At 71.5% G+C, this 24,080-nt stretch carries 22 protein-coding genes and 1 pseudogene; 10 read left to right on the top strand and 13 right to left on the bottom strand.

Annotated features, from left to right (window positions below; all coding sequences use genetic code 11):
• Positions 1 to 216: 216 nt before the first annotated feature.
• The 3 genes from FLW16_RS22520 to FLW16_RS22510 all read left to right on the top strand — a co-directional run bounded on the left by FLW16_RS22520 (position 217) and on the right by FLW16_RS22510 (position 2,980).
• Entirely contained in the window at positions 217 to 1,914 is a 1,698-nt protein-coding gene (locus FLW16_RS22520) for an MGMT family protein (protein WP_142562082.1), read from the top strand.
• Between the two features lie 199 nt (positions 1,915 to 2,113).
• Positions 2,114 to 2,587: a hypothetical protein gene (locus FLW16_RS22515; protein WP_142562081.1), complete on the top strand. Its 474-nt coding sequence runs from the start codon at positions 2,114 to 2,116 to the stop codon at positions 2,585 to 2,587.
• Between the two features lie 18 nt (positions 2,588 to 2,605).
• A complete protein-coding gene (locus FLW16_RS22510; RefSeq protein ID WP_142562080.1) occupies positions 2,606 to 2,980 on the top strand; it encodes a hypothetical protein in 375 nt (124 codons plus the stop codon).
• A 193-nt stretch (positions 2,981 to 3,173) separates the two neighbouring features.
• Here the strand turns inward: FLW16_RS22510 and FLW16_RS22505 are convergent, their stop codons facing one another.
• From FLW16_RS22505 to FLW16_RS22495, 3 genes are read right to left on the bottom strand one after another with little or no spacing between them, the layout of a single operon-like run.
• Positions 3,174 to 4,385 (bottom strand): acyl-CoA dehydrogenase family protein, encoded by a 1,212-nt coding sequence (locus tag FLW16_RS22505; protein WP_142562079.1) that lies wholly within the window; start codon positions 4,383 to 4,385, stop codon positions 3,174 to 3,176.
• A gap of 57 nt (positions 4,386 to 4,442) precedes the next feature.
• On the bottom strand, positions 4,443 to 5,408 hold the full coding sequence (locus FLW16_RS22500; RefSeq protein ID WP_185949556.1) for a glucosyl-3-phosphoglycerate synthase: 966 nt from the start codon (positions 5,406 to 5,408) through the stop codon (positions 4,443 to 4,445).
• A 35-nt stretch (positions 5,409 to 5,443) separates the two neighbouring features.
• Positions 5,444 to 6,667, bottom strand: a complete 1,224-nt coding sequence (locus FLW16_RS22495) for an MFS transporter (protein WP_142562077.1) — start codon at positions 6,665 to 6,667, stop codon at positions 5,444 to 5,446.
• A gap of 114 nt (positions 6,668 to 6,781) precedes the next feature.
• Between FLW16_RS22495 and FLW16_RS22490 the strand changes: the two genes are divergently transcribed.
• Positions 6,782 to 7,381 carry a TetR/AcrR family transcriptional regulator gene (locus FLW16_RS22490; protein ID WP_142562076.1) on the top strand — a complete coding sequence of 200 codons (600 nt, stop codon included), beginning with the start codon at positions 6,782 to 6,784 and terminating at the stop codon, positions 7,379 to 7,381.
• A gap of 349 nt (positions 7,382 to 7,730) precedes the next feature.
• Positions 7,731 to 8,648, top strand: coding sequence for an NADP-dependent oxidoreductase (locus tag FLW16_RS22485; RefSeq protein ID WP_142562075.1), 918 nt, complete (start codon positions 7,731 to 7,733; stop codon positions 8,646 to 8,648).
• Positions 8,649 to 8,673: 25 nt separating this feature from the next.
• On the opposite strand, the gene FLW16_RS22480 is transcribed toward FLW16_RS22485, so the two are convergent.
• The 3 genes from FLW16_RS22480 to FLW16_RS22470 form a co-directional block, all read right to left on the bottom strand.
• Positions 8,674 to 9,099 carry a helix-turn-helix domain-containing protein gene (locus FLW16_RS22480; RefSeq protein WP_142562074.1) on the bottom strand — a complete coding sequence of 142 codons (426 nt, stop codon included), beginning with the start codon at positions 9,097 to 9,099 and terminating at the stop codon, positions 8,674 to 8,676.
• 27 nt (positions 9,100 to 9,126) lie between these two features.
• On the bottom strand, positions 9,127 to 10,209 hold the full coding sequence (locus FLW16_RS22475; protein WP_142562073.1) for an LLM class flavin-dependent oxidoreductase: 1,083 nt from the start codon (positions 10,207 to 10,209) through the stop codon (positions 9,127 to 9,129).
• A gap of 137 nt (positions 10,210 to 10,346) precedes the next feature.
• Positions 10,347 to 11,819: a helix-turn-helix domain-containing protein gene (locus FLW16_RS22470; protein WP_260615476.1), complete on the bottom strand. Its 1,473-nt coding sequence runs from the start codon at positions 11,817 to 11,819 to the stop codon at positions 10,347 to 10,349.
• Positions 11,820 to 12,063: 244 nt separating this feature from the next.
• Between FLW16_RS22470 and aceA the strand changes: the two genes are divergently transcribed.
• On the top strand, positions 12,064 to 13,356 hold the full coding sequence (gene aceA, locus FLW16_RS22465) for an isocitrate lyase (protein WP_142562072.1): 1,293 nt from the start codon (positions 12,064 to 12,066) through the stop codon (positions 13,354 to 13,356).
• Between the two features lie 111 nt (positions 13,357 to 13,467).
• On the opposite strand, the gene FLW16_RS22460 is transcribed toward aceA, so the two are convergent.
• The 3 genes from FLW16_RS22460 to FLW16_RS22450 all read right to left on the bottom strand — a co-directional run bounded on the left by FLW16_RS22460 (position 13,468) and on the right by FLW16_RS22450 (position 17,190).
• Complete coding sequence (locus tag FLW16_RS22460; RefSeq protein WP_142562071.1) at positions 13,468 to 14,271, bottom strand: ABC transporter ATP-binding protein; 804 nt, start codon at positions 14,269 to 14,271, stop codon at positions 13,468 to 13,470.
• A gap of 45 nt (positions 14,272 to 14,316) precedes the next feature.
• Positions 14,317 to 16,002 (bottom strand): serine/threonine-protein kinase, encoded by a 1,686-nt coding sequence (locus FLW16_RS22455; protein ID WP_142562070.1) that lies wholly within the window; start codon positions 16,000 to 16,002, stop codon positions 14,317 to 14,319.
• A 207-nt stretch (positions 16,003 to 16,209) separates the two neighbouring features.
• Complete coding sequence (locus tag FLW16_RS22450; protein ID WP_142562069.1) at positions 16,210 to 17,190, bottom strand: alpha/beta hydrolase; 981 nt, start codon at positions 17,188 to 17,190, stop codon at positions 16,210 to 16,212.
• A 115-nt stretch (positions 17,191 to 17,305) separates the two neighbouring features.
• Between FLW16_RS22450 and FLW16_RS22445 the strand changes: the two genes are divergently transcribed.
• On the top strand, positions 17,306 to 17,692 hold the full coding sequence (locus tag FLW16_RS22445) for a DUF3052 domain-containing protein (protein ID WP_142562068.1): 387 nt from the start codon (positions 17,306 to 17,308) through the stop codon (positions 17,690 to 17,692).
• A 13-nt stretch (positions 17,693 to 17,705) separates the two neighbouring features.
• Positions 17,706 to 18,133 (top strand): annotated as a pseudogene (locus tag FLW16_RS45305) (ATP-binding cassette domain-containing protein); the annotation flags it as partial.
• 40 nt (positions 18,134 to 18,173) lie between these two features.
• Here the strand turns inward: FLW16_RS45305 and FLW16_RS22435 are convergent.
• The 4 genes from FLW16_RS22435 to FLW16_RS22420 form a co-directional block, all read right to left on the bottom strand.
• The gene (locus tag FLW16_RS22435; protein WP_142562067.1) at positions 18,174 to 18,647 is read right to left on the bottom strand and encodes a hypothetical protein; all 474 of its coding nucleotides are present in this window, start codon (positions 18,645 to 18,647) and stop codon (positions 18,174 to 18,176) included.
• A 64-nt stretch (positions 18,648 to 18,711) separates the two neighbouring features.
• Positions 18,712 to 19,665 (bottom strand): ABC transporter permease, encoded by a 954-nt coding sequence (locus FLW16_RS22430; protein ID WP_142562066.1) that lies wholly within the window; start codon positions 19,663 to 19,665, stop codon positions 18,712 to 18,714.
• Positions 19,652 to 20,716: an ABC transporter ATP-binding protein gene (locus FLW16_RS22425; RefSeq protein WP_142562065.1), complete on the bottom strand. Its 1,065-nt coding sequence runs from the start codon at positions 20,714 to 20,716 to the stop codon at positions 19,652 to 19,654. Before FLW16_RS22425 ends, FLW16_RS22430 begins: the two co-directional genes overlap by 14 nt.
• On the bottom strand, positions 20,713 to 21,870 hold the full coding sequence (locus FLW16_RS22420; protein ID WP_142562064.1) for a DUF2092 domain-containing protein: 1,158 nt from the start codon (positions 21,868 to 21,870) through the stop codon (positions 20,713 to 20,715). The genes FLW16_RS22425 and FLW16_RS22420 overlap by 4 nt, the downstream gene beginning before the upstream one ends.
• A gap of 134 nt (positions 21,871 to 22,004) precedes the next feature.
• Between FLW16_RS22420 and FLW16_RS22415 the strand changes: the two genes are divergently transcribed.
• Positions 22,005 to 22,679 (top strand): response regulator transcription factor, encoded by a 675-nt coding sequence (locus FLW16_RS22415; RefSeq protein WP_142562063.1) that lies wholly within the window; start codon positions 22,005 to 22,007, stop codon positions 22,677 to 22,679.
• 48 nt (positions 22,680 to 22,727) lie between these two features.
• Positions 22,728 to 24,080, top strand: a complete 1,353-nt coding sequence (locus FLW16_RS22410) for a cell wall metabolism sensor histidine kinase WalK (protein WP_260615475.1) — start codon at positions 22,728 to 22,730, stop codon at positions 24,078 to 24,080.

Here is a 24,080-nt window from a genome sequence, read left to right as displayed (position 1 = left end):
AAGCCCGCCTACGGGTGATCCCCGGCGACACACCGGACCAGGAACAGCTCCCGGACAGCCTCACCGCATAACCTGCAGAAACGGATCACGCGGTGGCAGCTCGTACACCACTTCCCTGGACGTGACCCGGAGCTCCGGGGGCCCAACGCGCACGGTCAGGCGCGGTGGCGGGCGCAACTGGGCTTTCGCACGGGGGAGGCCGCCTCACTCGGCTGGATGACCAAACGGAACGGCTGGGCGATCACCGAAGCCGGCGTCCGCGCGCTCGACGACTTCGAAGGCACGGAGCTCTATCGCGAACTAGCGCGTCAATACCGGGCGAGAAGACTGCCGCCCCAAGGCCGTGTCTACAGCGACCCGCGCTGGTACATCGTCTTGGAAGCCCTGAAGCGCCTGGAACCGGGCTCCTGGACCACATACGGCGAGCTTGCCACTCTGGTCGGCATGTCAGCGCAGGCGGTCGGAGGCTTCATGGCCGAGAGCGCCGACACCGTCCATGCTCACCGGGTTCTGCAGTCGGGAGGACGGATCTCACCCCAATTCCGCTGGTCCGACCCGGAGCGGACCGACGATCCGCGCGAGGTGCTCGAAGCGGAAGGCCTGACCTTCGACCAGGGCGGCCGAGCCGACCCCCGCCGGCGCATCACCTCCGACCGCTTGCGCGAGATGCTCACCCAGGCCGGCATCGTCCTGCCGGAAGCGGGTGATCACCGGCCCGTGTCTCCGCCCGACCCGACTCCGGCCGCGTTCGAGCAGTTCCAGCAGAACCTCGAGTACGCACGGCAACTCATCGACGGCGGCCGCAGTCTGGAGCGGCTCGCGGTCGGCTCCTTCGACGTCACCGACCTCTACCGCGCAGCCTGGACCCAGTCCGTGGCGGCCCTCGATCACTGGATCACGCGCGAGATCGTCGACCGGGCCGTCGCCCTCGCTCTGACTCCGGAAGCGCCCCGTCCTCCCAAGTTCAACAATCTGAGCATCCCGGTCGAGCTGTTCGAAAGAATTCACTACCGCGACAAACCTCTCGGGGAGACTTTCCGTGCGCACCTGGAGCGGCATTTCTCCTTCATGACCTTTCAGAACCCAGAGAAGATCAAGGAAGGCTTCGCGCACGTCAGCACGGTGAACCTCTGGGTGAAGGTCGCCGAGGTCCTGACCGAACAGGACCCCAGGAACCCGATCACCGCAGACGGTGTCCGTACCCGGCTGAGGGAGATCGCCTGGCGCAGGAACAACATCGCCCACACCGCCGACCACGATCCGGAACGTCCCGGGCAGAAGGCCCCGATCACCGCCGCCGAGGCGGAGGCCACCATCGAGTGGCTCGAAACGATGGCCATAGCCATCCAGCAAGCCCTCGGCGACCCGCTTCCGGCCATGACCCCCGACACCGGGGATGAACTCCGAGCCGCCCCACTGACCGTTGCGGCGGAACCGGTCACCGGCCTCCGGGGAAAGCGCACGTGGGACGAGCCCAGCTTCCTGGAGACCGTCCATGAGTACTGCCCCGCCGGCGTGCGCGACACGCTGCTGGCCGTCTACCGTCACGCGGAGAGCCACCCGTCCTTCCACGAGTACTACTTCGGCGAAGGCGAGTATCCCTCGGTCACCGCCTGGTTCAACCTCGGCTCCGACAAGGCCTCCGTGTGGAGCATCTACACCGGTCCGGCCAAGTCCGTCCTGGCCGTCAACTTCGGGTCCATACGCAACCACGGCGCTTCACGAGAGCGCATGGCACGGCTTGCCGAGAAGCTCAGCGTCCTTCCGGGATCGGCCCGTCTCCGCGGTCAACTCGAATCCGCCGGCTACGCGAAGTACCCGTCGCTCCAGCCGGCCGCCCTCGCGAGCCCGGAAGCACGTGAGATCATCATCGCGGCCCTGAACGAGTTCCTGACCGGCGAACCTCTGCTTTGACGATGCGCAGCGGAGAGCGAAGGCCGTCGCTGCCGACAGAGTGCGGCGACTCACCGCGACACTCGATTTCCAGCACGGCACCCGGCCGACCGCCGATGCCGTCCGATCAGCCGTCCCGGGCAAGATCGATACTGCTCGCCGGTCTGGCAAGATGGGCTCCCGTTCCCTCACGGGCGGCACAACGGGAGAAAAACCATAGATGGACACATCCAGTTACGCAGGTCTGCTGGCGCAGGTGATACCGGTGGTCCTGCTGGCCGTGATTGTGGAATACCGCGGCGCCTATGAGGCCTGGCGTATCGTCGGCACGGAATCGCGAAAAAAGATGTCCCCGGAACAGGGACGCGGATTAGCCAACCAGTTCCTGATCATCCTGGCCGTGCAGACCATATTCCTTTCCGTGCTCACCGTGCTCGAGATGGCGGCCCTGGTGGTCGCCGGCGGCAAACCGGGGTCACACAAGCTGGCCGAATCGATCATCCGCTCCGACGCTACCCTGACGGTTGTCTCGATCGGGATCGGCCTGACCATCGCCATGCAAGCTCTCGCCGTCGCGCAGAGTTATCAGCGAGCGGGGATAATCGAAGACAGTCACCGGCGCCACTTCCATTGGGTGATACGAATAGCCGTCGTCATCGTCGTTCTCGGAACAGGCCTGCTGCTGAAGGGCTGATCAGTGAAGAGGACCGCTTTGAGCCTGCTTCTTGTCGGCCAGATGGCGTTACTGGCAGGCTGCGGCAGACAGCCGTACTGGGATCGGGTCCTCAGCGCGACGGTCTCGGATGACGAGCGGACCATTGTCGCGGAAATGATGGTAGGGCCTCCTGAAGACGACGGCACCTCCTGTTACGAGGTGACGGACAAGGAAACCGAGGAGTCCGCCACCCAGGTGCGCATCGCGGTCCAATTGCGTAACAACTGCGCACCGGCCTTCCCCTGGCAGCAGGAATACATTTCACTCGAAGGCTACCCACTGAAGGTGGAATTCCGGCTGAAAGCACCGCTGGCGGAGCGGAAGATCATCGACAGGCTCAGCGGCGAGCCGGTCACGGTCATCGACGGATGACCACTCGCGTGGCAGCAGACCGACGGGCTCTCCGTTGCGGAAGTCCTCTTCAGCGGACGTGACCCGGACGCCACTTCGCCAGGGAATCATCTCCCGCTGATGTGCTCGGAACAGGCGATCGACGACCGCCTGTTCCGCCCGCGCTCCGTCTCGGGCGGAACAGGTGCGGAACAGGGGTCCGGACGGGGGCGAATCAGCGGACGGGGAGGCCGGTGACGGCGCGGCCGATGATGAGGCGCTGGATCTCGCTGGTGCCCTCGAAGATCGTGAAGATCTTGGCGTCGCGGTGGAAGCGCTCGACCGGGTGCTCGCGGGTGTAGCCGGCCCCGCCGAGGATCTGGATGGCCTGCTCGGTCGTCCAGACGGCCGTCTCGCTCGCGACCAGCTTGCTCATCGACCCTTCGGCCTGCTCGAACCGCCGGCCGTTCCGGGCCGTCCACGCCGCCCGCCAGGTCATCAGCCGGGCGACGTCCACCCGGGTGGCCATGTCGGCCAGCAGGAACGCGACCGCCTGGTTCTCCCCGATCTTGCGGCCGAACTGCTCGCGCTCCCTGGCGTAGTCGCGGGCGTACTCGTAGGCCGCACGGGCGACGCCGACGGCCATGGCGGCGACGAGGGGGCGGGTGGTCTCGAAGGTCCGCATCGCGGCCTGCTCGCCGGACCGGGCGCCGGCGCGTACCCGGGCGAGCCGCTCGTCCAGCTTCTCCTTGCCGCCCACCAGGCACCGGCCGGGCACCCGTACGTCGTCGAGGACGACCTCGGCGGTGTGCGAGGCGCGGATGCCGTGCTTCTTGAACTTCTGCCCCTGGGACAGGCCGCGCGTTCCCGGCGGGACGATGAAGGACGCCTGCCCCCGGGTGCCCAGGGAGGAATCGACCGTCGCCACGATGACGTGGACGTTGGCGATGCCGCCGTTGGTGGCCCAGGTCTTCACGCCGTTGAGGACCCACTCGTCCTTCGCCTCGTCATAGACGGCCCGCGTCCTGATCGCGCCGACGTCGCTGCCCGCGTCCGGCTCCGAGGAGCAGAACGCGCCGAGCTTGACGTCGTCGGGAGTGCCGAACATCTGGGGCAGCCACTCCCCCATCTGCTCGGGGGTGCCGTTCGCGGCGATGGAGGCGGCGGCGAGGCCGGTGCCGACGATCGACAGGCCGATCCCGGCGTCCCCCCAGAACAACTCCTCGAACGCCACGGGCAGGCCGAGCCCCGATTCCTCGAACCACTGCTGGGCGAAGAAGTCCAGCGAGTACAGCCCGATCTTGGCGGCCTCCTGGATGACCGGCCAGGGCGTCTCCTCGCGCTCGTCCCACTCCGCCCCAGCCGGGCGGATGACATCCCGGGCGAACTCGTGGACCCAGTCGCGCAGTTCGCGAAGGTCGTCGCTCAACTCGGGGCAGAAGGTCATCGGGGGCTCTCCTCTCCTTGGTGTTACCAACGGTAACACCTCGGCGGAAGGAGCCGGTCAGTGCAGCCGGGACGCGTACTGCGGGACCGTCGCCATCGGCGGGCGCTCGGCCACCCCGACGTCCCGCGTCAGCGGGCGGTGCCCGGCGGGCCCGCGTTCGAACTGGACGAGCCGCGTGGACGGCTCGTGCAACGGAACGATCTTGTCCTGGCGCTCCAGCCGTGCCCAGGCGGTGTACATGATCTGCCCGGCCATCCCGCCGAGCGCCTCCGTCGACTGGTGGGAGTGGACCCGGCGGCCCAGGTCGACCTGGGCGAGCGCGTCGAGCCCCACCATGTCCAGGAGGTCGATGAGGAGTCCCAGCTCCACGCCATACCCGGTGACGAACGGCACCCGTTCCAGGACCGCGCGGCGGCCGGCGTACTCCCCCGCGAGCGGCTGCACGAATCCGGCGAGCAGCGGCCAGTGCAGGTTGAGCAGTGGCCTGGCGACCAGCTCGGTGACCCTGCCCCCGGCGTTCGGTTCCGTCGCGCCGAACAGGGGCCGGTCGTAGCACGCCTTCACGTATCCGACCGCGGGGTCGGTCAGCAGGGGTCCCAGCAGGCCGGTCACGAACGAGGTCCGGAACTCGCGCAGGTCGGCGTCGACGAACACCACCAGGTCGCCGGTCGTCACCGCGAGCGACTTCCAGAGCGCCTCGCCCTTGCCGTCGTAGCGCGGATCGTGCAGCTCGGGCAGGATCTCGTCCTGCGCGAAGACCTTCGCCCCTGCGCGTAAGGCGCGGGCCGCCGTGTCGTCCGACGACCGGGAGTCGATCACGACCAGCTCGTCCACGAGCGGCACGGCCTCGACGAGGTCGCGCCGCACGGCGGAGACGATCTCCCCGACCGTCTCCTCCTCGTTCCTCGCGGGCAGCACCACCGAGATGGTGGCGCCGCCCTTGGCGGACAGCAGGGCGCGGGCCGGCCAGTCGGCCGCCGACGAGGTACGCCGACTCAGCCAGGCCTCCACCTCAGGCAGCACGCCCGTCCTCCCCCTGTCCGCCACGTTCACTGGCATCACCTTATGCGGCGGCCGGAGGAGGCGATCAGCACGAGTCCCCCTCCCAGCGCGAGCACCCCCGCCACGCCGTACATGAGGGCGGCGAAGCCGTACGGCGCGGCGGCCGAGGCCACGACCGGGCCGACGCTGGCCCCGGTGAACAGGAAGAAGGTGAACAGGGAGACGGCCGTGCCCCGTGCGGGACCGGCCAGCAGGCCCACGGTCTCGATCACGGCGGGGGCGGCGACGCCGATCGCGAAGGCGAACACGGCCAGCAGCACCGCCAGCGCGGCGACCCCGGGGGCGGCCAGCCCCACCACCAGCGCGAGCAGCGCGGCGAGCCCGATGGCAAGCGCCGCCCTGCGGGCCGGGGAGATCCGGGCCAGGTACGGCGTGGCGAACGGGATCGCGATGATCGCCGGCAGCGCGGTGGCCCGCAGCGTCAGCAATGCCGAAGGGTCGCCGGCGATGCCCGCGGGACCTTCGATCTGCAACGCGGTGTAGAGGGCGACGAACGCGCCGAGGATCGTCAGCGTGGCGGCGTACACCAGGACCAGGCGCGGGTTGCGCAGCAGCACCGGGACGACGGCGTAGGGGTTCGCTCCGGCACGCCGGGCGGTGTCGGGCAGCATCACCCGGCGCAGCATCACGGTCACGACGGCGAACGCGGCGGCGCCGAGCAGGAAGACCGGCCGCCACCCGAGCAGGTCGACGAGGGTCTTGGCGGCGAGCTGGGCGACGACGGCCGAGGCGAACAGCGCGCTGACCACGGAGGTCATCGTGACGGCCCGGCGGCGGGGTTCGACGCGCTCGGCGATGTACGCGAACGCGGTGGGGGCGAAGACCGCGGTGGTGATGCCTTCGACCACCCGCAGGGCGAGCGCCGCCCCGGGCCCTGGGCTCAGCGCGACCAGCGCGGTCGTCACCGCCGTGGCAGCCATGCCCCAGGTCATCACGCGGCGCCTGCCGTACAGGTCGGACAGCGGGCCGAACAGCAGGAAGCCACCCGCATAACCGAGGCCGAAGGCGCTGACGAGCCAGGTCAGGACGGCGGCGGGGGCGCCCCAATCGGCCGACATCCGGGACAGCAGGGGGATCACGACGTAGAGGTGTCCGGTGGCGAGGAGCCCGGCCGGCACGAACGCGGCCACGGTGCGCCACGCCGGCGCGTACGTCTCACGCGGGGTGGCTGGAGCAGCGGGTCCGGCGGGTGCGGAAACGACGGGAGTCGATGTGCTCATGGCGGGGACAGTAACCAACCAACCAGTTGGGTGTCAACCAACTAGTTGGTGGCAGGAATGGGTATGCTGAGGGGCGCCCCTGAGCCCCGTCCGCCATGAACACGGAGGATGCCGATGTCGCCCCGCAAAGACGCCAAGGACCCGACCGCCGCCACCAAAGCCGCCCTGTTGGAGGCCGCGCGGACGGAGTTCGCGGCGTACGGCGTGGCGGGCGCCCGGGTGGACCGCATCGCCGAGCGGGCCGGGGTCAACAAGGAGCGGATCTACGGGCACTTCGGCAGCAAGGAGAAGCTGTTCGACACCGTCATCAAGGCGGCGCTCGACGAGGTCGCCGCGGCGGTGGCGATGCCGGGCAAGGACCCGGCGGAGTACGTCGGCAACCTCTTCGACTTCTACTCCGCCCACCCCGACCTGGTACGCCTGCTGATGTGGGAGGCGCTGCACTACAGGGGTGAGGACGACCTGCTGCCCGGCCAGGAGCTCCGGGTGGACAAGTGCCGGTCGAAGACCGAATCGCTCGCCGAGGGCCTCGGCCGGGAGCCGGACGTCTCGGTCGCCCGGATGGTGTTCTCGCTGGTGGGAATGGCGATGTGGCCGACCGTCATGCCGCAGCTCGCCCGGATCACGGTGGGTGAGGAGGCGGCGACCCCCGAGGGACACGCGGCGCTGCGCGAGCACCTCGTGGCGTTCGTCCGCGCCGCCGTCAAGAAATGAGCGCCCGCCGTCGAGAGATGACCGGCGCCGCCGGAAACTGACCGGCGCCCGCCGACGGGTGCCGCCGGCTTCGGCTGGGGCCCACTGCTCGTAGAACTCGCGCACCTCCCTCCGGCCCTGGAAGCCGCGCTGCGGATCCTCCTCCGGGGAGTTCAGCCCGGAGGTGCGGAGAGCGGGTGGTGGAGGACAACGCCGGCGCGGCCGCGACTCGGCGCACCGCCGCGAGAGCCGGCGCGTCCGCACCGCTCGCCGGGCATGTCCTCATGTTCACCGCGAACCCATATTCCGCTAAGTCCTACTTGTTAGGTAGGTTATTCCTCGTCGTCCCTGTCCGATGCAGGAGGTTCCCATGCCGAAGGCATACGTGTTCACGCAGTACGGCGGTCCGGAGGTGGAGACGTTCGCGGAGGTGGAGCGGCCGGTCCCCGGTCCCGGACAGGTGCTGGTCGCGGTGCGGGCGGCGGGGGTCAACCCCGTCGACTGGAAGCGGCGCAGCGGCTACCTCGCGCAGATCGCTCCGGTCGACTTCCCGGCCGTGTTCGGCGGCGAGGTCTCCGGAGTGGTCAAAGAGGTGGGGAACGGCGCCGGTGAGTTCGCGCCCGGCGACGAGGTCTTCGGTAACACCGTCGCCGGCGGGTACGCCGAGTACGCACTGCTTCCGCTCGAACTGACCGCGCCCAAGCCCGTCGGCCTGTCGTTCGCCGACGCGGCGACGCTGCCCATCGCGGCCGCCACCGCGTACGACGGCGTGCGGCAACTGGGTCTGCCGCCCGGCGCCACCTTGCTGATCACCGGGGCCGGCGGCGGCGTCGGGGTGGCGGCGGCGCAGATCGCCAAGCACACCGGTGTGAGGGTGATCGGCACCGCCGGTGCGGGCAAGAAGGACTTCCTCGAGTCGCTGGGCGTGGTCCACGTCGAGCCGGGACCGGGCGCGGCCGACCGCGTGCGGGCCGCGGCGCCGGACGGCGTCGACGCGATCTACGACCTGGTCGGCGGCAGCGCCCTGGAGGAGGTGGCCGGTCTGCTGGAGGACCGGTCGAAGCTGATCACGGCGGTCGACCTGGAGACGGTCACCCGTCTCGGCGGCTCGGCGGTCGAGCGGGTCCGCGACAGGACGGTGCTGGAGGCGGTGGCGGACCTGGCCGCGACCGGCGCGCTCCGGCCGTTCGTCACGCAGGCGTTCCCCTTCGAGCAGGCGCCCGCGGCGCTGCGGGCGGTGGAGGACGGTCACGCCCGCGGCAAGATCGTGATCGAGGTCGGCGCCTGAGCCGTCCCGACCCGCTCGGGCGTCGTCATCCCGGAGCCGCGACCTCCTGCCGACCGTCGTACTCGGCGCGGGCCCCGTCGACGTCGTCGATGTGCTTCACGGCCCAGTCGAGCAGCGCCGACACGGTGTCCAGCAGGGTCCCGCCGAGCGGGGTCAGCTCATAGTCGACGCGCGGCGGGACCACCGGATGCACGGTGCGCCGCACCAGTCCGTCGCGTTCGAGGCCGCGCAGGGTCGCGGTCAGCATGCGCTGGCTGACGCCCGGGATGGCACGCCGCAGCTCGTTGTAGCGCCGCGGCTTCCTGCCGAGCTCGGCGATGACGGTCACCGCCCACTTCTCGCCCACCCGGTCCAGCACCTCGCGTACCCGGCAGGTCGTGTCGTCGCGTGCGGCCAGGACCGCGGGCACCCACTCCCGTCGCGTGTCGCCGTCGGAGGATCTCGCGGCCATGGTCACCACCCCCATGGCGATATTACTTCACCTTCCCGATAGACCCAGTGGGGATTCGGCCGCCGCCTCCCAGGCGGGTGTGGGGATCTCCCTGCGCACGACGGGGACCACCTCGGCGAAGAAGCGCTCCAGGTGGGCCCGGGTGACCGCGGAATCGGCGAAGAAGAACCCCTCCAGGCCCACGCCGAAGAGCTGGTTGCCGAAGGAGGCATGCAGGTCCAGCAGCTTGGCGGTGACCTGCTCGGCGGTGCCCACCAGCGCCGACCCGTTCGCCAGGAAGTCCTCGAACGAGTCGAACGGGAAGTGGTTGCGATCCGCGACGGGCAGGCGCCGGAAGGACTCGAAGGCGGGCCGGGCCAAGGCGAGCGCGTCCTGGGACCGATCGGTGATGACCGGCGAGTGCGCCCCCACGCCCACCAGCGTGGAATCCGGGTCGTGCCCGTACCGGGCGAGCCGCTCCCGATAACGGCGCACCAGGCCGAGGTAGTGCTCGGTACGCCGGAACCCGTTGGCCGAGTAGAGCGGGTCCCCCCACTTCGCGGCCAGGTCGATCGAGCGCTCACTCGTCGCCGAGCCGTGCCACACCCGCGGGGCCGGCCGCTGGAACGGGCGCGGCCGGGTCGTCGCGTCCTTCAGCTCGGGCCGGTACCGTCCGGACCAGGTCACCCGCTCCTCGCGCCACAGCCGCCGTACCAGCTCGTAACTCTCCTCCAGACGGTCCCACAGCTCGTCCTCCGCCACGCCGAACATTCCGGGCGAGACGGGATCGTTCCCCTTACCGATGATCAGATCCAGACGTCCGTCGCTGAGATGGTCGAGCGTCGCGTACTCCTCGGCGGTCCGTACGGGATCCGCAAGCGACAGCACCGCCACGGTCGTGACCAGCCGAATGCGGGTCGTCTTCGCGGCGATGTGCGACAGCACCACCGCCGGCGCCGACGACAGGAACACCGGGTTGTGACGCTCCCCGACCCCGAAGGCGTCGTAGCCGATCCGCTCGGCCCACACCGCCAAGTCGACGACCTCCCGGAACCGCTCACGCTCGCCGCCCGGGGCGTACCCGGGCAGGCTCGGATCGTCGGACAGCAGGGTGGCGGCGAGGAATCTCACGACCTCGATCTTGCACGAGTGCCACGGCCGGCGGCAGAAGGCACTTTTTTCTGCCTCTGTCACCGGGAGGGAACCACGGCTTTCTCCCTCACCCGGCTGAGACGACCGTCTCCGGCGCGTTCGGGAGTGACAGCGTTTCAGCCGTGGGCGGCGTGGCGCTCCAGGAACGCGTACACGTCGGCCTCGTCGACACCCGGGAACGACCCGGGCGGCAGCGCGGCGAGCACGTGGGAGTTGGCGCGCGCCGACGGCCAGGCGTAGCCCTCCCAGCGCTGCGCGAGCTCGGCAGGCGGGCGGCGGCAGCACTCGCCGTTCGGGCAGTTCGACTTGGTGCGGTGGGTGGTCTCGCGCCCGCGGAACCACCGCGACTCCCGGTACGGCACGCCCAGGGTGATCGCGAAGTCCTTCTCCTGCGACGGGTCCACGTGGGCGACGCAGAAGTACGTGCCGGTGGGCGAGTCGGAGTACTGGTAGTACAGCGAGAACCGGTCGGGCGAGAGGAACACCTGGCGGCCCGACCACTGCTGGCACATCCGCTGGCCCTCGATCGCCCCCTGCTCGTCGGCCGGGAAGACGATCCCGTCGTTCTCGTACGCCTTGTAGATGATCCCTCCGGCGTCGTTGCGCACGAAGTGGCAGACGAGGTCGAGGTGGCGGGTGGCGAGGTTGGTGAAGCGGTGCGCCGCCATCTCGTAGGACACCGCGAACACGTCGCGCAGGTCCTCCACCGACAGCGCCTTGTCCTGCTTGGCCTCCCGCAGGTAGGGCACGGCCGCCGCCTCGGGCACGAGGACGGCGGCGGCGAAGTAGTTGGCCTCCACCCGCTGGCGCAGGAAGTCGGCGAAGTCGCGCGGCTTGTGGTGCTGGAGCGCGATGTGCCCGAGTGTCTGCAGCAGCACGGTACGCGGCGTGTGCATGCCCAGTTGCTGGCGTTTGACGTAGATGCGCCGGTTGCGCAGGTCGGTCACCGAGCGCGCCGATCGCGGCAGGTCGGGCGCGGTGTGCACGGCGAACCCGAAGTGCGACACCAGCGCCTGGACGGTGCTCTCCGACAGCGCGCCGGTCCGGTAGCCGACGGCGGTCAGGGCCTCGGCGGCGGCCTTCTCGATCTCCTCGAAGTAGTTGCCCAGCTCGCGCTGCTTGCGCCGCAGCTCCGCGTTGGCCGCCCGCGCCTCCTCCGGCGTGGCCGTGCCCTTCGCCTCCCTGGCCTTGAGCTCCTCGAAGAGGCCGAGGATGTGCTCGAGCACGTCGTTGGGCACCCGTGAGGAGACCTTCAGCCGGCTCAGCCCGAGCCCCGCGTAGAGCGGGTCGCGCTGGGCCTCCTCCAGGGCGATCTCGAGCTGGGCCCGCCGGTTCGGCGCCTGCCTGCGCAGCAGCTCCTCCACCGGCACGCTCAGCGCGGCGGCCAGCGACTTCAGCAGCGAGAGTTTGGGCTCGCGCTTGCCGTTCTCGAGCAGCGACAGCTGGCTGGGCGCACGCCCGACCCGCTCGCCGAGCTCGGAGAGCGTGAGACCGCGCTGCTTGCGCAGGTGCTTGAGCCGCTGACCGAAGGCCAGGAGATCGAGCTCCTGCGTCAAAGACAGCGGTTCTTCGCCCAGAACGGAGGTCATGACCCGATCTTATGCGGAAAATCGGCGTTTCTTCCAGCGGTGCGTGATCCACCCCACACGGATTGGTCTAGTCCACAGCGAAAACTCTGCGTTTCTTCACCGTCGAATACCCGCCAGTCTTCCTTAGATCGGAAGATTTGGGCTTCTTTCGACTGACGCCTCCTTGTGAGTGTCTTGATATCGACACAAACTCGGAAGCAAGCCCCAGGTGACGACAACGTACGCAACAAGGGAGTGACCGGAGATGTCGGATCGCCTCACCGCAGCCGCCCAGCGGCTGCAGCAGGACTGGGACACCAATCCGCGGTGGACGAACGTCGAGCGGACCTACACGGCCGAGGACGTGGTCCGCCTGCGCGGCTCGGTGCAGGAGGAGCACACGCTGGCCCGGCTCGGCGCGGAGCGCCTGTGGGGCCTGCTGCACCACGAGGACTACGTCCACGCCCTGGGCGCACTGACCGGCAACCAGGCGGTCCAGCAGGTGAAGGCGGGCCTCAAGGCCATCTACCTGTCCGGCTGGCAGGTGGCCGCCGACGCCAACCTCAGCGGCCACACCTACCCCGACCAGAGCCTCTACCCGGCCAACTCGGTCCCCGCCGTGGTCCGCCGGATCAACAACGCGCTGCTGCGGGCCGACCAGATCAGCTGGGCCGAGGGCGACGAGGACGCCCCGCACTGGCTGGCGCCCATCGTGGCCGACGCGGAGGCCGGCTTCGGCGGCGTGCTCAACGCGTTCGAGCTGATGAAGGCCATGATCGCGGCCGGCGCCGCGGGCGTGCACTGGGAGGACCAGCTCGCCTCGGAGAAGAAGTGCGGCCACCTCGGCGGCAAGGTGCTGATCCCCACCGGCCAGCACATCAAGACCCTCAACGCGGCCCGTCTCGCGGCCGACGTGGCGGGCGTCCCCTCCCTGGTCATCGCGCGGACCGACGCCCAGGCCGCGACGCTCCTGACCAGCGACGTGGACCCCCGCGACCGCGCCTTCTGCACCGGGGACCGCACCGCCGAGGGCTTCTACCGGGTCCGCAACGGCGTCGACGCCTGCGTCGCCAGGGGCCTCGCCTACGCGCCGTACGCCGACCTGCTGTGGATGGAGACCTCCACGCCCGACCTCGACGTGGCCCGCGAGTTCGCCGAGGCGATCAAGCGGGACTACCCCGACCAGATGCTGGCCTACAACTGCTCGCCGTCCTTCAACTGGAAGAAGCACCTGGACGACGCGACGATCGCCAAGTTCCAGCGCGAGCTGGGCCACATGGGGTACAAGTTCCAGTTCATCACCCTGGCCGGCTTCCACTCGCTGAACTACTCGATGTTCGACCTGGCCCGCGGGTACGCCCAGGAGGGCATGACGGCGTACGTCGGGCTCCAGGAGGCCGAGTTCGCCGCCGAGCAGCGCGGCTACACCGCCACCCGCCACCAGCGCGAGGTCGGCACCGGATACTTCGACCTGGTCAGCACGGCCGTCGCGCCGGACTCCTCCACGACGGCCCTGAAGGGCTCGACGGAGGAGGCGCAGTTCGCCGGGGCTCACTAACCACAGCGGACATCTCGGACACAGGTCGGTGGCGGGCCCCGCCGCCCATCCGCAGGTCACCCCCGGGGATCTGACGGATCGGCGGCGGGGCCTCGCCGTGCGCGGGGCCGGTCAGACGCGCAGCGCGCGGGCGTACCAGCGGCCGTCCAGCGCGTCGATGCGCAGCCGCCGGCCGAAACAGTCGGACAGGTTCGGCCCGGTGAGCACCTGACCCACGGGACCGGCGGTCAGGATGCGCGTGTCCCGCATCAGCAGGGCGTGCGTGGTCGTGGCCGGCACCTCCTCCAGGTGGTGCGTCACCATCACGGTCGTGAGCCCTCGGCGGGTGCGGGCCAGGTCCTCCAGCGCCTCGATCAGGTCCTCCCGAGCCGGCAGGTCGAGGCCCGCGAACGGCTCGTCGAGCAGCAGGATCGCCGGGTCGGCCATCAGCGCCCTGGCCACCCGGACCCGGGCCCGCTCCCCCTGCGAGCACACCTGGAACCTGCGGTCGGCCAGGTCCTTGCAGCCGAGGTCCGCCAGCAGCCGGTGCGCCCGTTCCCGCTCCTCGTCGCCGTACCGGTCCCACAACGGCGCGCTCGTCCCGGTGTGCCCCGTGAGCACGACGGTCAGCGCGGTGGCGCCCTCCTCCTCCAGCAGCGACTCGTCCACGAGCCGCTGGCTCGCCGCGACCAGGCCGATGCTCCGGCGCAGTTCCCTCAGGTCGACCGTGCCGAGCCGCCGCCCGAGCACTGTGGCCGTCCCCGAGCTCGGATGCCGTACGGCCGCGGCGACCGAGAGCATCGTCGTCTTGCCGGCGCCGTTGGGGCCGAGGATCACCCAGTGCTGGCCGTGCTCCACCCGCCAGTCGGCGCCGGTCACCAGGGCCCGGCCGACCACGCGGACGGTCACGTCGTCGAGTTCGAGAGCTGCTTCCATGGACACACAGCATGCTGTATGGAGGCACCCGATCGGGACGTCGTTTCAGGGTATGGACGGCGCGGGCGTGGCCACCACGCTGGGCGGCCCGCTCTCCGGCGGCGGGCTCGGGCTCGGCGGGGGCGACTCCCCGTCGCCCCACTGCGGCTCCTGGCTGATCCCCGACGACGGGATCGGAGAGCGGGTCTGGCCCGGCCGCCCCGGCTGCCCGGGCCGGCCTGGGTGCCCTGGTGGGGAGGGCCGGTCGGAACGGCAGTCTCTCGGCCGCCCGGTGAGGCAGTGACCGCCCGCGGGCGGACGCAGGGTGGCTCCGGCCGCCGAGGGCGAGGGCACCGAGGTCGTCCGTCCGCCGTCTTCGGTCGCCGGCCCGGTCGCCGCCCCGGGCACCGACCCGGGCGGCGGCATGGTCCGCGTCGCCGTCACCGTCACCCTGGGCCGGGCACCGTCCGCGATGGGCACCACCGGTGGCCGGGCGGTGCCGAGCGCGTCCTCCGGTGGAAGGGCGCTGTCCTCGCCGGGCATGACCACGGGCAGCGCGGGCGGCGGATCCGCCGTTCTCTCCATGTGGGCCGACCCGGTGCCCGCCGCCACCACTGTCACCGCGGCGATCGTCACGGTGGCGAGCGCCGCGAAGCCCGCGTGGGACACCTGCGCCCGCGAGCGCGCCGCCCGGCGCCGCGCCGCCCTGCCCTGTGTCGGCTCCTGGGTCGGCCCCTGTGTGGGCCCCGGCGCCGATCCCTGTGCCGCTTCCTGGGAGTCCCTGCCCCGCGTGCGCTGGCCCTGCGTGGCCCGGCCGATCCCCGCCGGGTAGGGCACGGGCTGCCAGATCTCGTCGAGCACGGCGGCGACCGCGCGCCGGGGGTCGGCGGTCATGTGGACCCCGCCCGCCGCGAGCAGGGAGGCGAGCAGCCAGGCCGCGTCGGGACGGTCGGCCGGCTCGCGCCGCAGCGCCGCCGCCACGCCGGCCCACAGCAGCCTCGGCACGGCGTCGATCCGAGGCTCCTCGACCAGGATGCGCCGGGTGAGCACGTCGAGGTCGCCGGCGCCGAACGGATGCAGCCCGGTCGCCGCGAACGCGACCAGGCAGCCCCAGGAGAAGACGTCCGAGGCGGGGATGGCGTGGTGGCCGCGAAGCCGCTCGGGGGCGACCCAGCCCGGACTGCCCATGATCTGCCCGGCCTGCGTGTGCGCCATCGCGACGTCGAGGTCACGGGCGATCCCGAAGTCGATGACGAACGGCCCGCGCGGCGACAGCAGCACGTTGCCGGGCTTGAGGTCCCGGTGGACCAGGCCGGCCTCGTGCGTGGCCACGAGCGCGGCGGCCGTGCCGAGGGCCACGCCGTACGCGAGGTCGGGGGTGAGCGGCCCCCGGGCGGCGACCACCTGGGAGAGCGCGGGGCCGGGGACGTACTCGGTGACGAGGTAGGGCCGCTCGCCGTCGAGACCGTCCTCGATGACGGCGGCCGTGCAGAACGGCACCACGCGCCGGGAGAGCGCGACCTCCTCGGCGAAGCGGGCCCGCAGCGTGGGGTCCCCCAGGTGCACCGGATGCGGCGTCTTCAGCGCGACGTACCCCCCGCGGGGATGCTCGGCCAGGTAGACCACGCCCATTCCGCCGCTGCCCAGCCGGCCGAGCAGCAGGTAGCGCCCGATGACGACCGGGTCGCCCACGGTCAGCGGGCGCACACCGGGAGGCATGCCGTTCTGGGAAGCCGTTCCGCCACGTGCCATACGGAAGCTACCTCTCTCGAAGTGCCGCACAGCCACTGTGGCCGTTTGGAACGCGCCACGCGCTCAAGTAGCGCCAAGCGGCATGAGAGGTAAGGCCAATAGCACCCTGAGGTAAGGCCGGGCGGAGAAGCCGCAGGTCACATAGGCCTCATATGCCACAAAGCGCGCCTCGACCCGATCGAGAGGCTCAGGAGGCGGCCGGCCGGATCAGGCTGCCTCGACGCCGGAGGCGGGGTGGTTGGCGTGGACGGCGCCGAGGAAGCGGGAGACGTGCTCGAAGAACAGGCGGCCTTCCGGGAGGACGTCGGCGAGGAGGGGGAAGATGTGCGGCATGCGGTTCCACTCCTCGTAGGTCACCTGCACGCCGTTCTCGCGGGCGCTCACGGCGACCCGGCGGGCCTCGTCGCGCAGGACCTCGGTGGAGCCGGTGACGATCATCAGCGGGGGGATGCCGGTGTAGTCGCCGTACACGGGGGACACGAGGGGGTCGAAGCAGTCGAGGCCGTCGGTCCAGCGGCGGGCGAGCCAGTCGACGCGGCCGGCGGGGAGCATGGGGTCGGACCAGACGTTGGCGCGGCGGCGGCTGGAGCTGAGGTCGGCCCAGGGGGACAGGCAGATCCCGGCGGCGGGAAGGGGCATGCCCCGGTCGCGGAGGGACAGCAGCGTGGCGAGGGTGAGATGGCCTCCGGCGGAGTCCCCGGCCAGCACGATGTCCTGGGCGGCGTACCCGAGGTCGAGCAGGCACTCGTACGCCTGGAGCGCGTCCGTCAGCGACTCGGCGAGGGAGTGGACCGGCCCCTGGCGGTAGTCGAGGGAGAACACCGGACGGCCGGTGACGGCCGAAAGCCGCCAGGTGATCGGCCGGTGGGTGGCCGGGGAGCAGACGAAGTACGCCCCGCCGTGGAAGTAGAGCACGACCTTGTCCTCGTCCAGGCCGGGCCCGCCGTGCACCCATTCCCCCGTGCACGCGCCGAACGCGTCTGGAACGATGGACACGTGCTTGGGGAGGATGCCGGGGACCCGCTCGCCGAGGCAGATGATGCGGCTGGCCACGGCCATCCCCGTGGTGTTGCGCACGAGGATGGTGGAGATCGGTTTCATGGTGCCCCGCAGGACCCCGTTGATCGCGGCGGCCTGCCAACTGACCGGATATTCCGGACGGATGTCTACGTTCAGCTCATGTCCCATGCAAGCCTCCCAAAAGGGACATTCCCCAATAGGTCATCCGTTCTACCGGTAGGTACGTTTCACTCCCCTTACAGCGGTGTTACGAGAGGGTAACGTCGCAGGACATGAGCCACCTATGAATAGATATTCGGGGGTTCCGCTGCCCCGGAAGCTCGGTGTCAAGCCCGGCCACCGCGTGTTGCTGGTAAACGCTCCGCAAAATCTGCCTATCGACGGCCACGACAAGGACGACGGAAGTCCCGAGCCGTATGACGTGATCGTCGTGTTCTGCCCCGACGAGGCCGCCCTGCGATCGGGGTTCCCCCGGGCGCGCGAGCGCCTGGCGCGGGACGGCGGCCTGTGGGTGGGCTGGCCCAAGAAGTCGAGCGGCGTCGCCACCGACCTGTCGGGCGACGTCGTCCGCGCCTTCGGGCTCGCCGAGGGGCTGGTGGACAACAAGGTCTGCGCCGTGGACGAGGTGTGGTCGGGGCTGCGCTTCGTCCACCGCCTCGCCGACCGGTGATCGCCGCCGTGTCGTGCACGCCGTACGGGACCTGTCCTTCGGCATCGGGGCCGGGGAGTTCGTCGCCTGCCTCGGCCCGAACGGCGCGGGCAAGTCCACCACGATCAAGATGCTGACCGGGATCCTCACGCCCACGTCGGGCCGGATCAGGGTGGCCGGTCTCGATCCCTCCCGGCGCCGTACGGCTCTCGCCCGCAGGATCGGCGTCGTCTTCGGCCAGCGGACGACACTGTGGTGGGACCTGCCGCTCCGGGACAGCCTGGAACCGGTCCGGCCCCTTTACAAAGTAGATCGCAAGGTGGGTTCCGCGAGCGGCTCGACGAGATGTGCGACCTGCTCGACCTGGGCGACGTGGAACGGCTGTGCCGCCGCGTGCTGCTGATCGACCACGGCCGGCCGGCCTTCGACGGCACCCCGGACGACCTGCGGGCGACAGCGCCCGGCGTGACGTCGATCGAGGAGGTGGTGGCCGACCTCTATCTCAGAAGCCGAACGACTCCTCGTACTCCTCCTGCTCCTCGTCCGGCTCAGGACGGGCCCAGCGGGACGGCATGAGCACCGGGAGGAACAGCGCGACGCCGAGCAGGCCGTACACGCCGGTGGACAGCAGCGTGAGCATGCCCCGGCCGGCCTGCAGCAACTCGGCCTGCACGGACGGCCCGGTGGGCAGGAGGCTCGCGGCGCGCGACACGTCGAGGACGTAGACCACGGTCCACGCCAGCAACGCCATCGACGGGACGAACGTCGCCAGCGGAGACACCCGGCCGACCAGCACCAGCCCGAGCAGCAGGCCCACGACGGCCATCACGCCGAGGGCGATCAGCATCCGCGTGTCCTTGGCCGGATCGATGCTCTGTGCCGCTCCCCGGACCGCCTCCTGGGACGCCCATCCACCACCGAGGAGAAGAGCCGCCGCGACGACAACGCCCAGGAGCAGCCCGAAGAAGTGCCGCATGAACACCGCCTTGGGTGAGAGGTCCGCGGCAACACTAGCGACAAAGAACGGTAAAGGGCAGCACTTACGCCGTGATGTCCTTGCTCGTGAAGCGCGACCAGGCGAGGGAGCCGAAAACCAGGACGTACGCGGCGAAGGCGAGCAGCCCCTGCCCCATCTGGTCGAACGCCACCGGCGCCCGCAACGCCCCGTCGAACGCGCCCCACCACGAGGTCAGCAGGACCGGCCGCACGGCCGCCACCTGCGGGATCGCGCTCAGGACCTGGCTGACCACCACCAGCACGACGCTCGCGGCCACCGCCCCGATCGGCGCCTCGGTCAGCGTGGAGACGGCGAGGGCCACCGCGCCGAGCGCGGCCATCCCCGCGGCGGCGTACAGGACGACCACCCCGACGCGCAGCAGGGCGTCGGCCGCCGGGATCGTCGTGCCGGACAGCAGCGTCACCGGTCCGACAGGAAACAGCACCAGCCCGGTCACCAGCGCCGACAGCGCCACCAGCGCGCACGCCGCGAGGCAGAAGACCACGACGTTGGCGTACTTCACCAGCAGCAGCCTGGTCCGGCCCGCCGGAGCGACCAGCAGGTAGCGCAGCGTGCCCTGCGCCGCCTCGCCGGCGATCGCGTCGCCCGCCACGACCGCCACGGTCAGCGGCAGCACGATCGGCATCATGACGACGAACGCCGCGAAGGTCAGCATCAGGCCGTTGCCGGCGATCTGGCCGATGATCGAGCCGCCCGCGTCGCCGTCCGACGCGACCCGCACCGCGACGCCGACCAGCACCGGCACGACCGCGAGCACCCCGAGCATCGCGAGATTGCGCGGGCGGCGGAACGTCAGCCCGATCTCGGAGGCCAGCAGCCGTGTCAGGTGCCGCACGTGGCCCGGGGCGGGCCCGGCGGCGTGCGCCGACGGCCCCTCCTCCCGTGGCACCGTCCGCGCCTCCGCCCGCCCTGACGGCGTGGCCTCCTCCTCCGTCCGGGCCTCGGACACGGCCGCCGTGTTCTCACGCACCGACATCGAACCCCTCCCCCGTCAGACCGACGAAGACCTCCTCGAGCGTGGGACGCACCACGCCGAACCCGCGCACGGCCACGTCCTCGCCGACGAGCAGCGCGCAGATCTCTTCCGGCGCCCGGGCGCCGATGACCGCCGTGACCTCGTCGTCCGCGGCGCGCACGTCGCCGAGCCCGGCCCGGGCCAGCACGGCCGCCGCCGCGCCGACGTCCGGCGTCTCGACGCGCAGGCGCGGCTCCTCGCCCGAGGCGCGCAGCGCGGCGATCGGGCCCTGGGCGACGAGTCTGCCGGTGCGCATGACGCCCACGTGGGTGCACATCTGCTCGACCTCGCTCAGCAGGTGGGAGGAGACGAAGACGGTCGTGCCGTCCTCGGCGATCCTCCTGATCAGCGTGCGGACCTCCCGGGTGCCCTGCGGATCGAGGCCGTTGGTCGGCTCGTCCAGCACGAGCAGCTCCCTCGAGACCAGCAGCGCGGCCGCGATGGCCAGGCGCTGGCGCATGCCGAGCGAGTAGGTGCGGTAGCGCTTGCCCGCCGCCGCCGTCAGCCCCACCCGCTCCAGCGCCGCGCCGATCCTGGCCCGCGCCGTACGCGCGTCGGCCGACGGGTCGGCCGCGTCGAGGCGGCGCAGGTTGGCCTCGCCCGACAGGTACGGATAGAAGGCCGGCCCCTCGACCACCGCGCCGACGCGCGGCAGCGCCCGGGCCAGTCCGGCGGGCATGGGCGTCCCAAGGAGCGACCACGTGCCGGAGGTCGGGGCGACCAGGCCGAGCAGCATGCGGATCGTCGTGGTCTTGCCCGAGCCGTTGGGGCCGAGGAAGCCGAAGACCGATCCGCGCGGCACGGCCAGGTCGACGCCGTCGACGGCCACCTGACCGCCGCGGAAGCGCTTGGTGAGACCGGACGTGACGATGGCGTGCGCGCCGGCACCCTCGGGGGAGGGCGGGGGCGCCCCGGTGTCCTCCCGTGGCGCCCCCGCGCGCGTGCCCACCGTCACCGCGTCCACCGCGTCCACCGCGACCCCCGCTCGTCCGCGGTGCGTGGGCTCGGTCATCCCTTCACACCGGCCGCGCGGTAGAGGGCCTCCGGGGTCACGGCGCCGGCGAGCAGGCGGCCGTCGTCGGTGATCAGGATCGACACCACCTTCGTGCGCAGCAGCCGGCCGCTGCCCCACTCTCCGCTGACGGGGGTGGCCGCCCCCTTCAGGCCGTCGAGCAGCGCGGTCACGTCCACGCCGTCAGGCCCCTTCCCGTCCTGCTTCTGGGCGGGAACGTCGGGCAGGGAGGTGACGAGCACGCTGTCCCAGCCGGAGCCGACGACGCGACCGCGGTCGTGCGCCTCGGCGGCCGCCTCCGGCCGGTGGCCGGCCGGAGGCGTGGCCGTCCCCTGCTCGATCTTCGCGCCGGCCGGCGGCGTGAAGGAGAAGTTCTCCGGCGCGGGAGCGGTGAACGACAGCGACTCGAAGCCGACCTCGAAGGCCGGCTCGGCCGCCCCCTTGGTGTACACCTGGACGCGCAGCGGCATCAGCTTCTCGCCGTCGAGCGCCACCCGGACGTCCTTGATCAGCGAGTCGGCCGACTTCGGCGTCAGCACGATCTGGTAGGCCGCGCGGCCCGCGACCGTGACGTCGTCGCCGACGCTGATCGCGGTGTCGGTCCCGGCCGCCTGCAGCGCCTGCCGCGCCGCCTGCTCCGGCGTCGCGTACGGCGACGCGGCTCCGGACCGCAGCGGGAAGGGGTGTTCGGGTCTGCCGCCGGCGGCCGCCGGGGCGGTGAGACGGGTCGCCTTGTTGGCGGCGCTGTCCCACAGCCAGACCGTGTCGCCGTCGGCGACGACGTCGGTCTCGCTCATCTCCCCCGGCAGCATGAGGCGGAACCGGTCCTCCCCCGCGTACCAGATCTTGAGCTGGTGCGACCCCGACAGCAGCGACGCCGCCGAGGCCCCGGACGGCCCCGGCCCCCCGGACAGGCCGGGCAGCGCGGGCAGGCCGAGCGACGCCGTCTCGACGATCGTGCCGGACATCGGCGGCATCCCGCCGCTCCGCCAGGTGCGCGCGACGTCGGCCAGCAACTGCTCCGCCGTACGGTCCGGCAGGGACGCGTCGCCGCGCACCGCCGCGATCACCGGTCCCGTCCCCACGGCAGCCGCCACCACGGCCACCGCCGCCACCGGCACTCCCCACCTCACGGCGCGGGCTCTCTTCGCCATTTCACATCTCCCACTATGGGCGGAAAACCTGACGACCCGAGACTGCCGGGACGTTCCTGTGCCGACGCTGAGACGGGCTGAGAGGGCTCTCAGGCTCGCCGCACCCCACGTCCGGAAGGGTCCACACTGGGGCAATGCGGGTTCTGGTGGTGGAGGACGAGCGGCGGATGGCGGCGGCGCTGCGCCGCGGGCTGCAGGCGGAGGGCTTCGCCGTCGACCTGGCGCACGACGGGAACGAGGGCCTGCACCTGGCCCGTATCGGCGACTACGACGTGGTCGTGCTCGACATCATGCTGCCCGGAATGTCCGGCTACAACGTGTGCAAGCAGTTGCGCGCGGAGGAGAACTGGGTGCCGATCCTCATGCTGTCGGCCAAGGACGGCGAGTACGACATGGCCGACGGGCTCGATCTCGGCGCCGACGACTACCTCACCAAGCCGTTCTCGTACGTGGTGCTGGTGGCCCGGCTCCGGGCACTGCTGCGCCGGGGCGGCGGCCGCAGGCCCGCCGTGCTGCGCGCGGGCGACCTGTCGCTCGACCCCGCGGCGCGGGAGGTCACGCGGGGCGAGGCGCCGGTCGAGCTGACGCCCAGGGAGTTCGCCCTGCTCGAGTACCTCATGCGCCGGCCGGGCGAGGTGGTCTCGAAGCCGGAGATCCTGGAGCACGTGTGGGACACCTACGACACCGATCCGAACGTGGTCGAGGTGTACGTCGGGTATCTGCGCAGGAAGATCGACACGCCCTTCGGCCGCGCCGCCCTGCAGACCGTGCGCGGGGCCGGATACCGGCTCGCGAGCGACGGCGGCTGAGCCGTGTCCACCTCACCGGGGCCGAAATCACCCGCATCCGGTCTGGCCGTGCTCGCGCGCCCGGTGACGTGGTGGCGGCGGCAGAGCCTGCGGTTCCGGGTCACCGCCGCCGCGACGGCCGTGCTGGCGCTCGCCCTCGCCGGGTCGGCGTACGTGTTCGTCGCGGTGCTCGGCGAGGCGCTCGTCCGCGGCATCGACGACCAGGTCTACCAGCGGGGACGTGAGATCGTCGCGCTGTCCGACGCGAACCGGCTGTCCGATCCCGTCGTCTCGGTGGACAACACGATCGTGCAGGTGCTCGACCGGGACGGGCGGATCGTCGACGCCACCCCGAACACCGACCGCCTGGTTCCCCTGCTGCCCGCGGAGGCGCGGGAGGCCGCCGTGCGCACCGGCGCGCCCCGCTTCCTGGACGGCCGGCCGTACGCCCTGCCGGGACCGCTGCGGGTGCGGGCGCTGAGCGCGGACCGCGGCGTGACGGTGATCGTGGCGCGGTCGTTCGGCGAGGTGGAGAGCAGCCTGGTGACCATCGGGCACGTGCTGATCGCCGGCGTGCCGCTCCTGCTCGCGCTGCTGGCGGCGGTCTCGTGGCTGGTCGTCGGGCGCACGCTGCGGCCGATCGCGCTGCTGCGGCGGGGCGCGGCCGAGGTGGGCGCCACGGCGCGGTCGCGGCGGCTGCCGGTGCCCGAGGCGCGCGACGAGGTCCGCGCGCTCGCCACGACCCTCAACGACATGCTCGGGCGGCTGGAGGAGGCCGACGCGCGCCAGCGGGCCCTCGTCTCCGACGCGGCGCACGAGTTGCGCAGCCCGCTCGCGAGCATCCGGCTCCAGCTGGAGGTCGCGCTCAGCCACCCGGAGGGACAGGACTGGAAGGAGACGGCCGAGGGGGTGCTCGAGGACACCCTCCGGCTGTCCCGCCTCGCCGAGGACCTGCTCGCGCTCGCCCGGCTCGACGAGGGCCGCCTGGGGCGGCGGGAACCGGTCGACCTGGCCGAGATGGCCCGCCGTACGGCCGAGCGGTACGGCCTCGGCCTCGACCTCGCGCCCGGTGCGTCTCCCGTCGTGCTGGGCGACGCGCTGGACCTGCGGCGGGTGCTCGCCAACCTGGTCGACAACGCCCTGCGGCACGCAGCGTCGGCGATCCGGATCGGCGTACGCGCCGAGGGGAGCGCCGCCGAGCTCACCGTCACCGACGACGGGCCGGGTATCCCGCCCGAGGACCGGGAGCGGGTCTTCGACCGGTTCACCCGGCTCGACGACGCCCGCAGCCGCGACGACGGCGGGGCCGGGCTCGGTCTCGCGATCGTGCGCACCACGGTCGAGGCTCACGGCGGTACGGTCCACCTGGAGGACGCCTCCCCCGGACTGCGCGCCGTCGTCCGGCTCCCCCTGGCACGTTGA

It is taken from the genome of Microbispora sp. KK1-11 (assembly GCF_006874435.1).
Lineage (GTDB): Bacteria > Actinomycetota > Actinomycetes > Streptosporangiales > Streptosporangiaceae > Microbispora > Microbispora catharanthi.
Note: the sequence above shows the minus strand (reverse complement) of the source record. Positions and strands in the feature narration are given on the sequence as shown.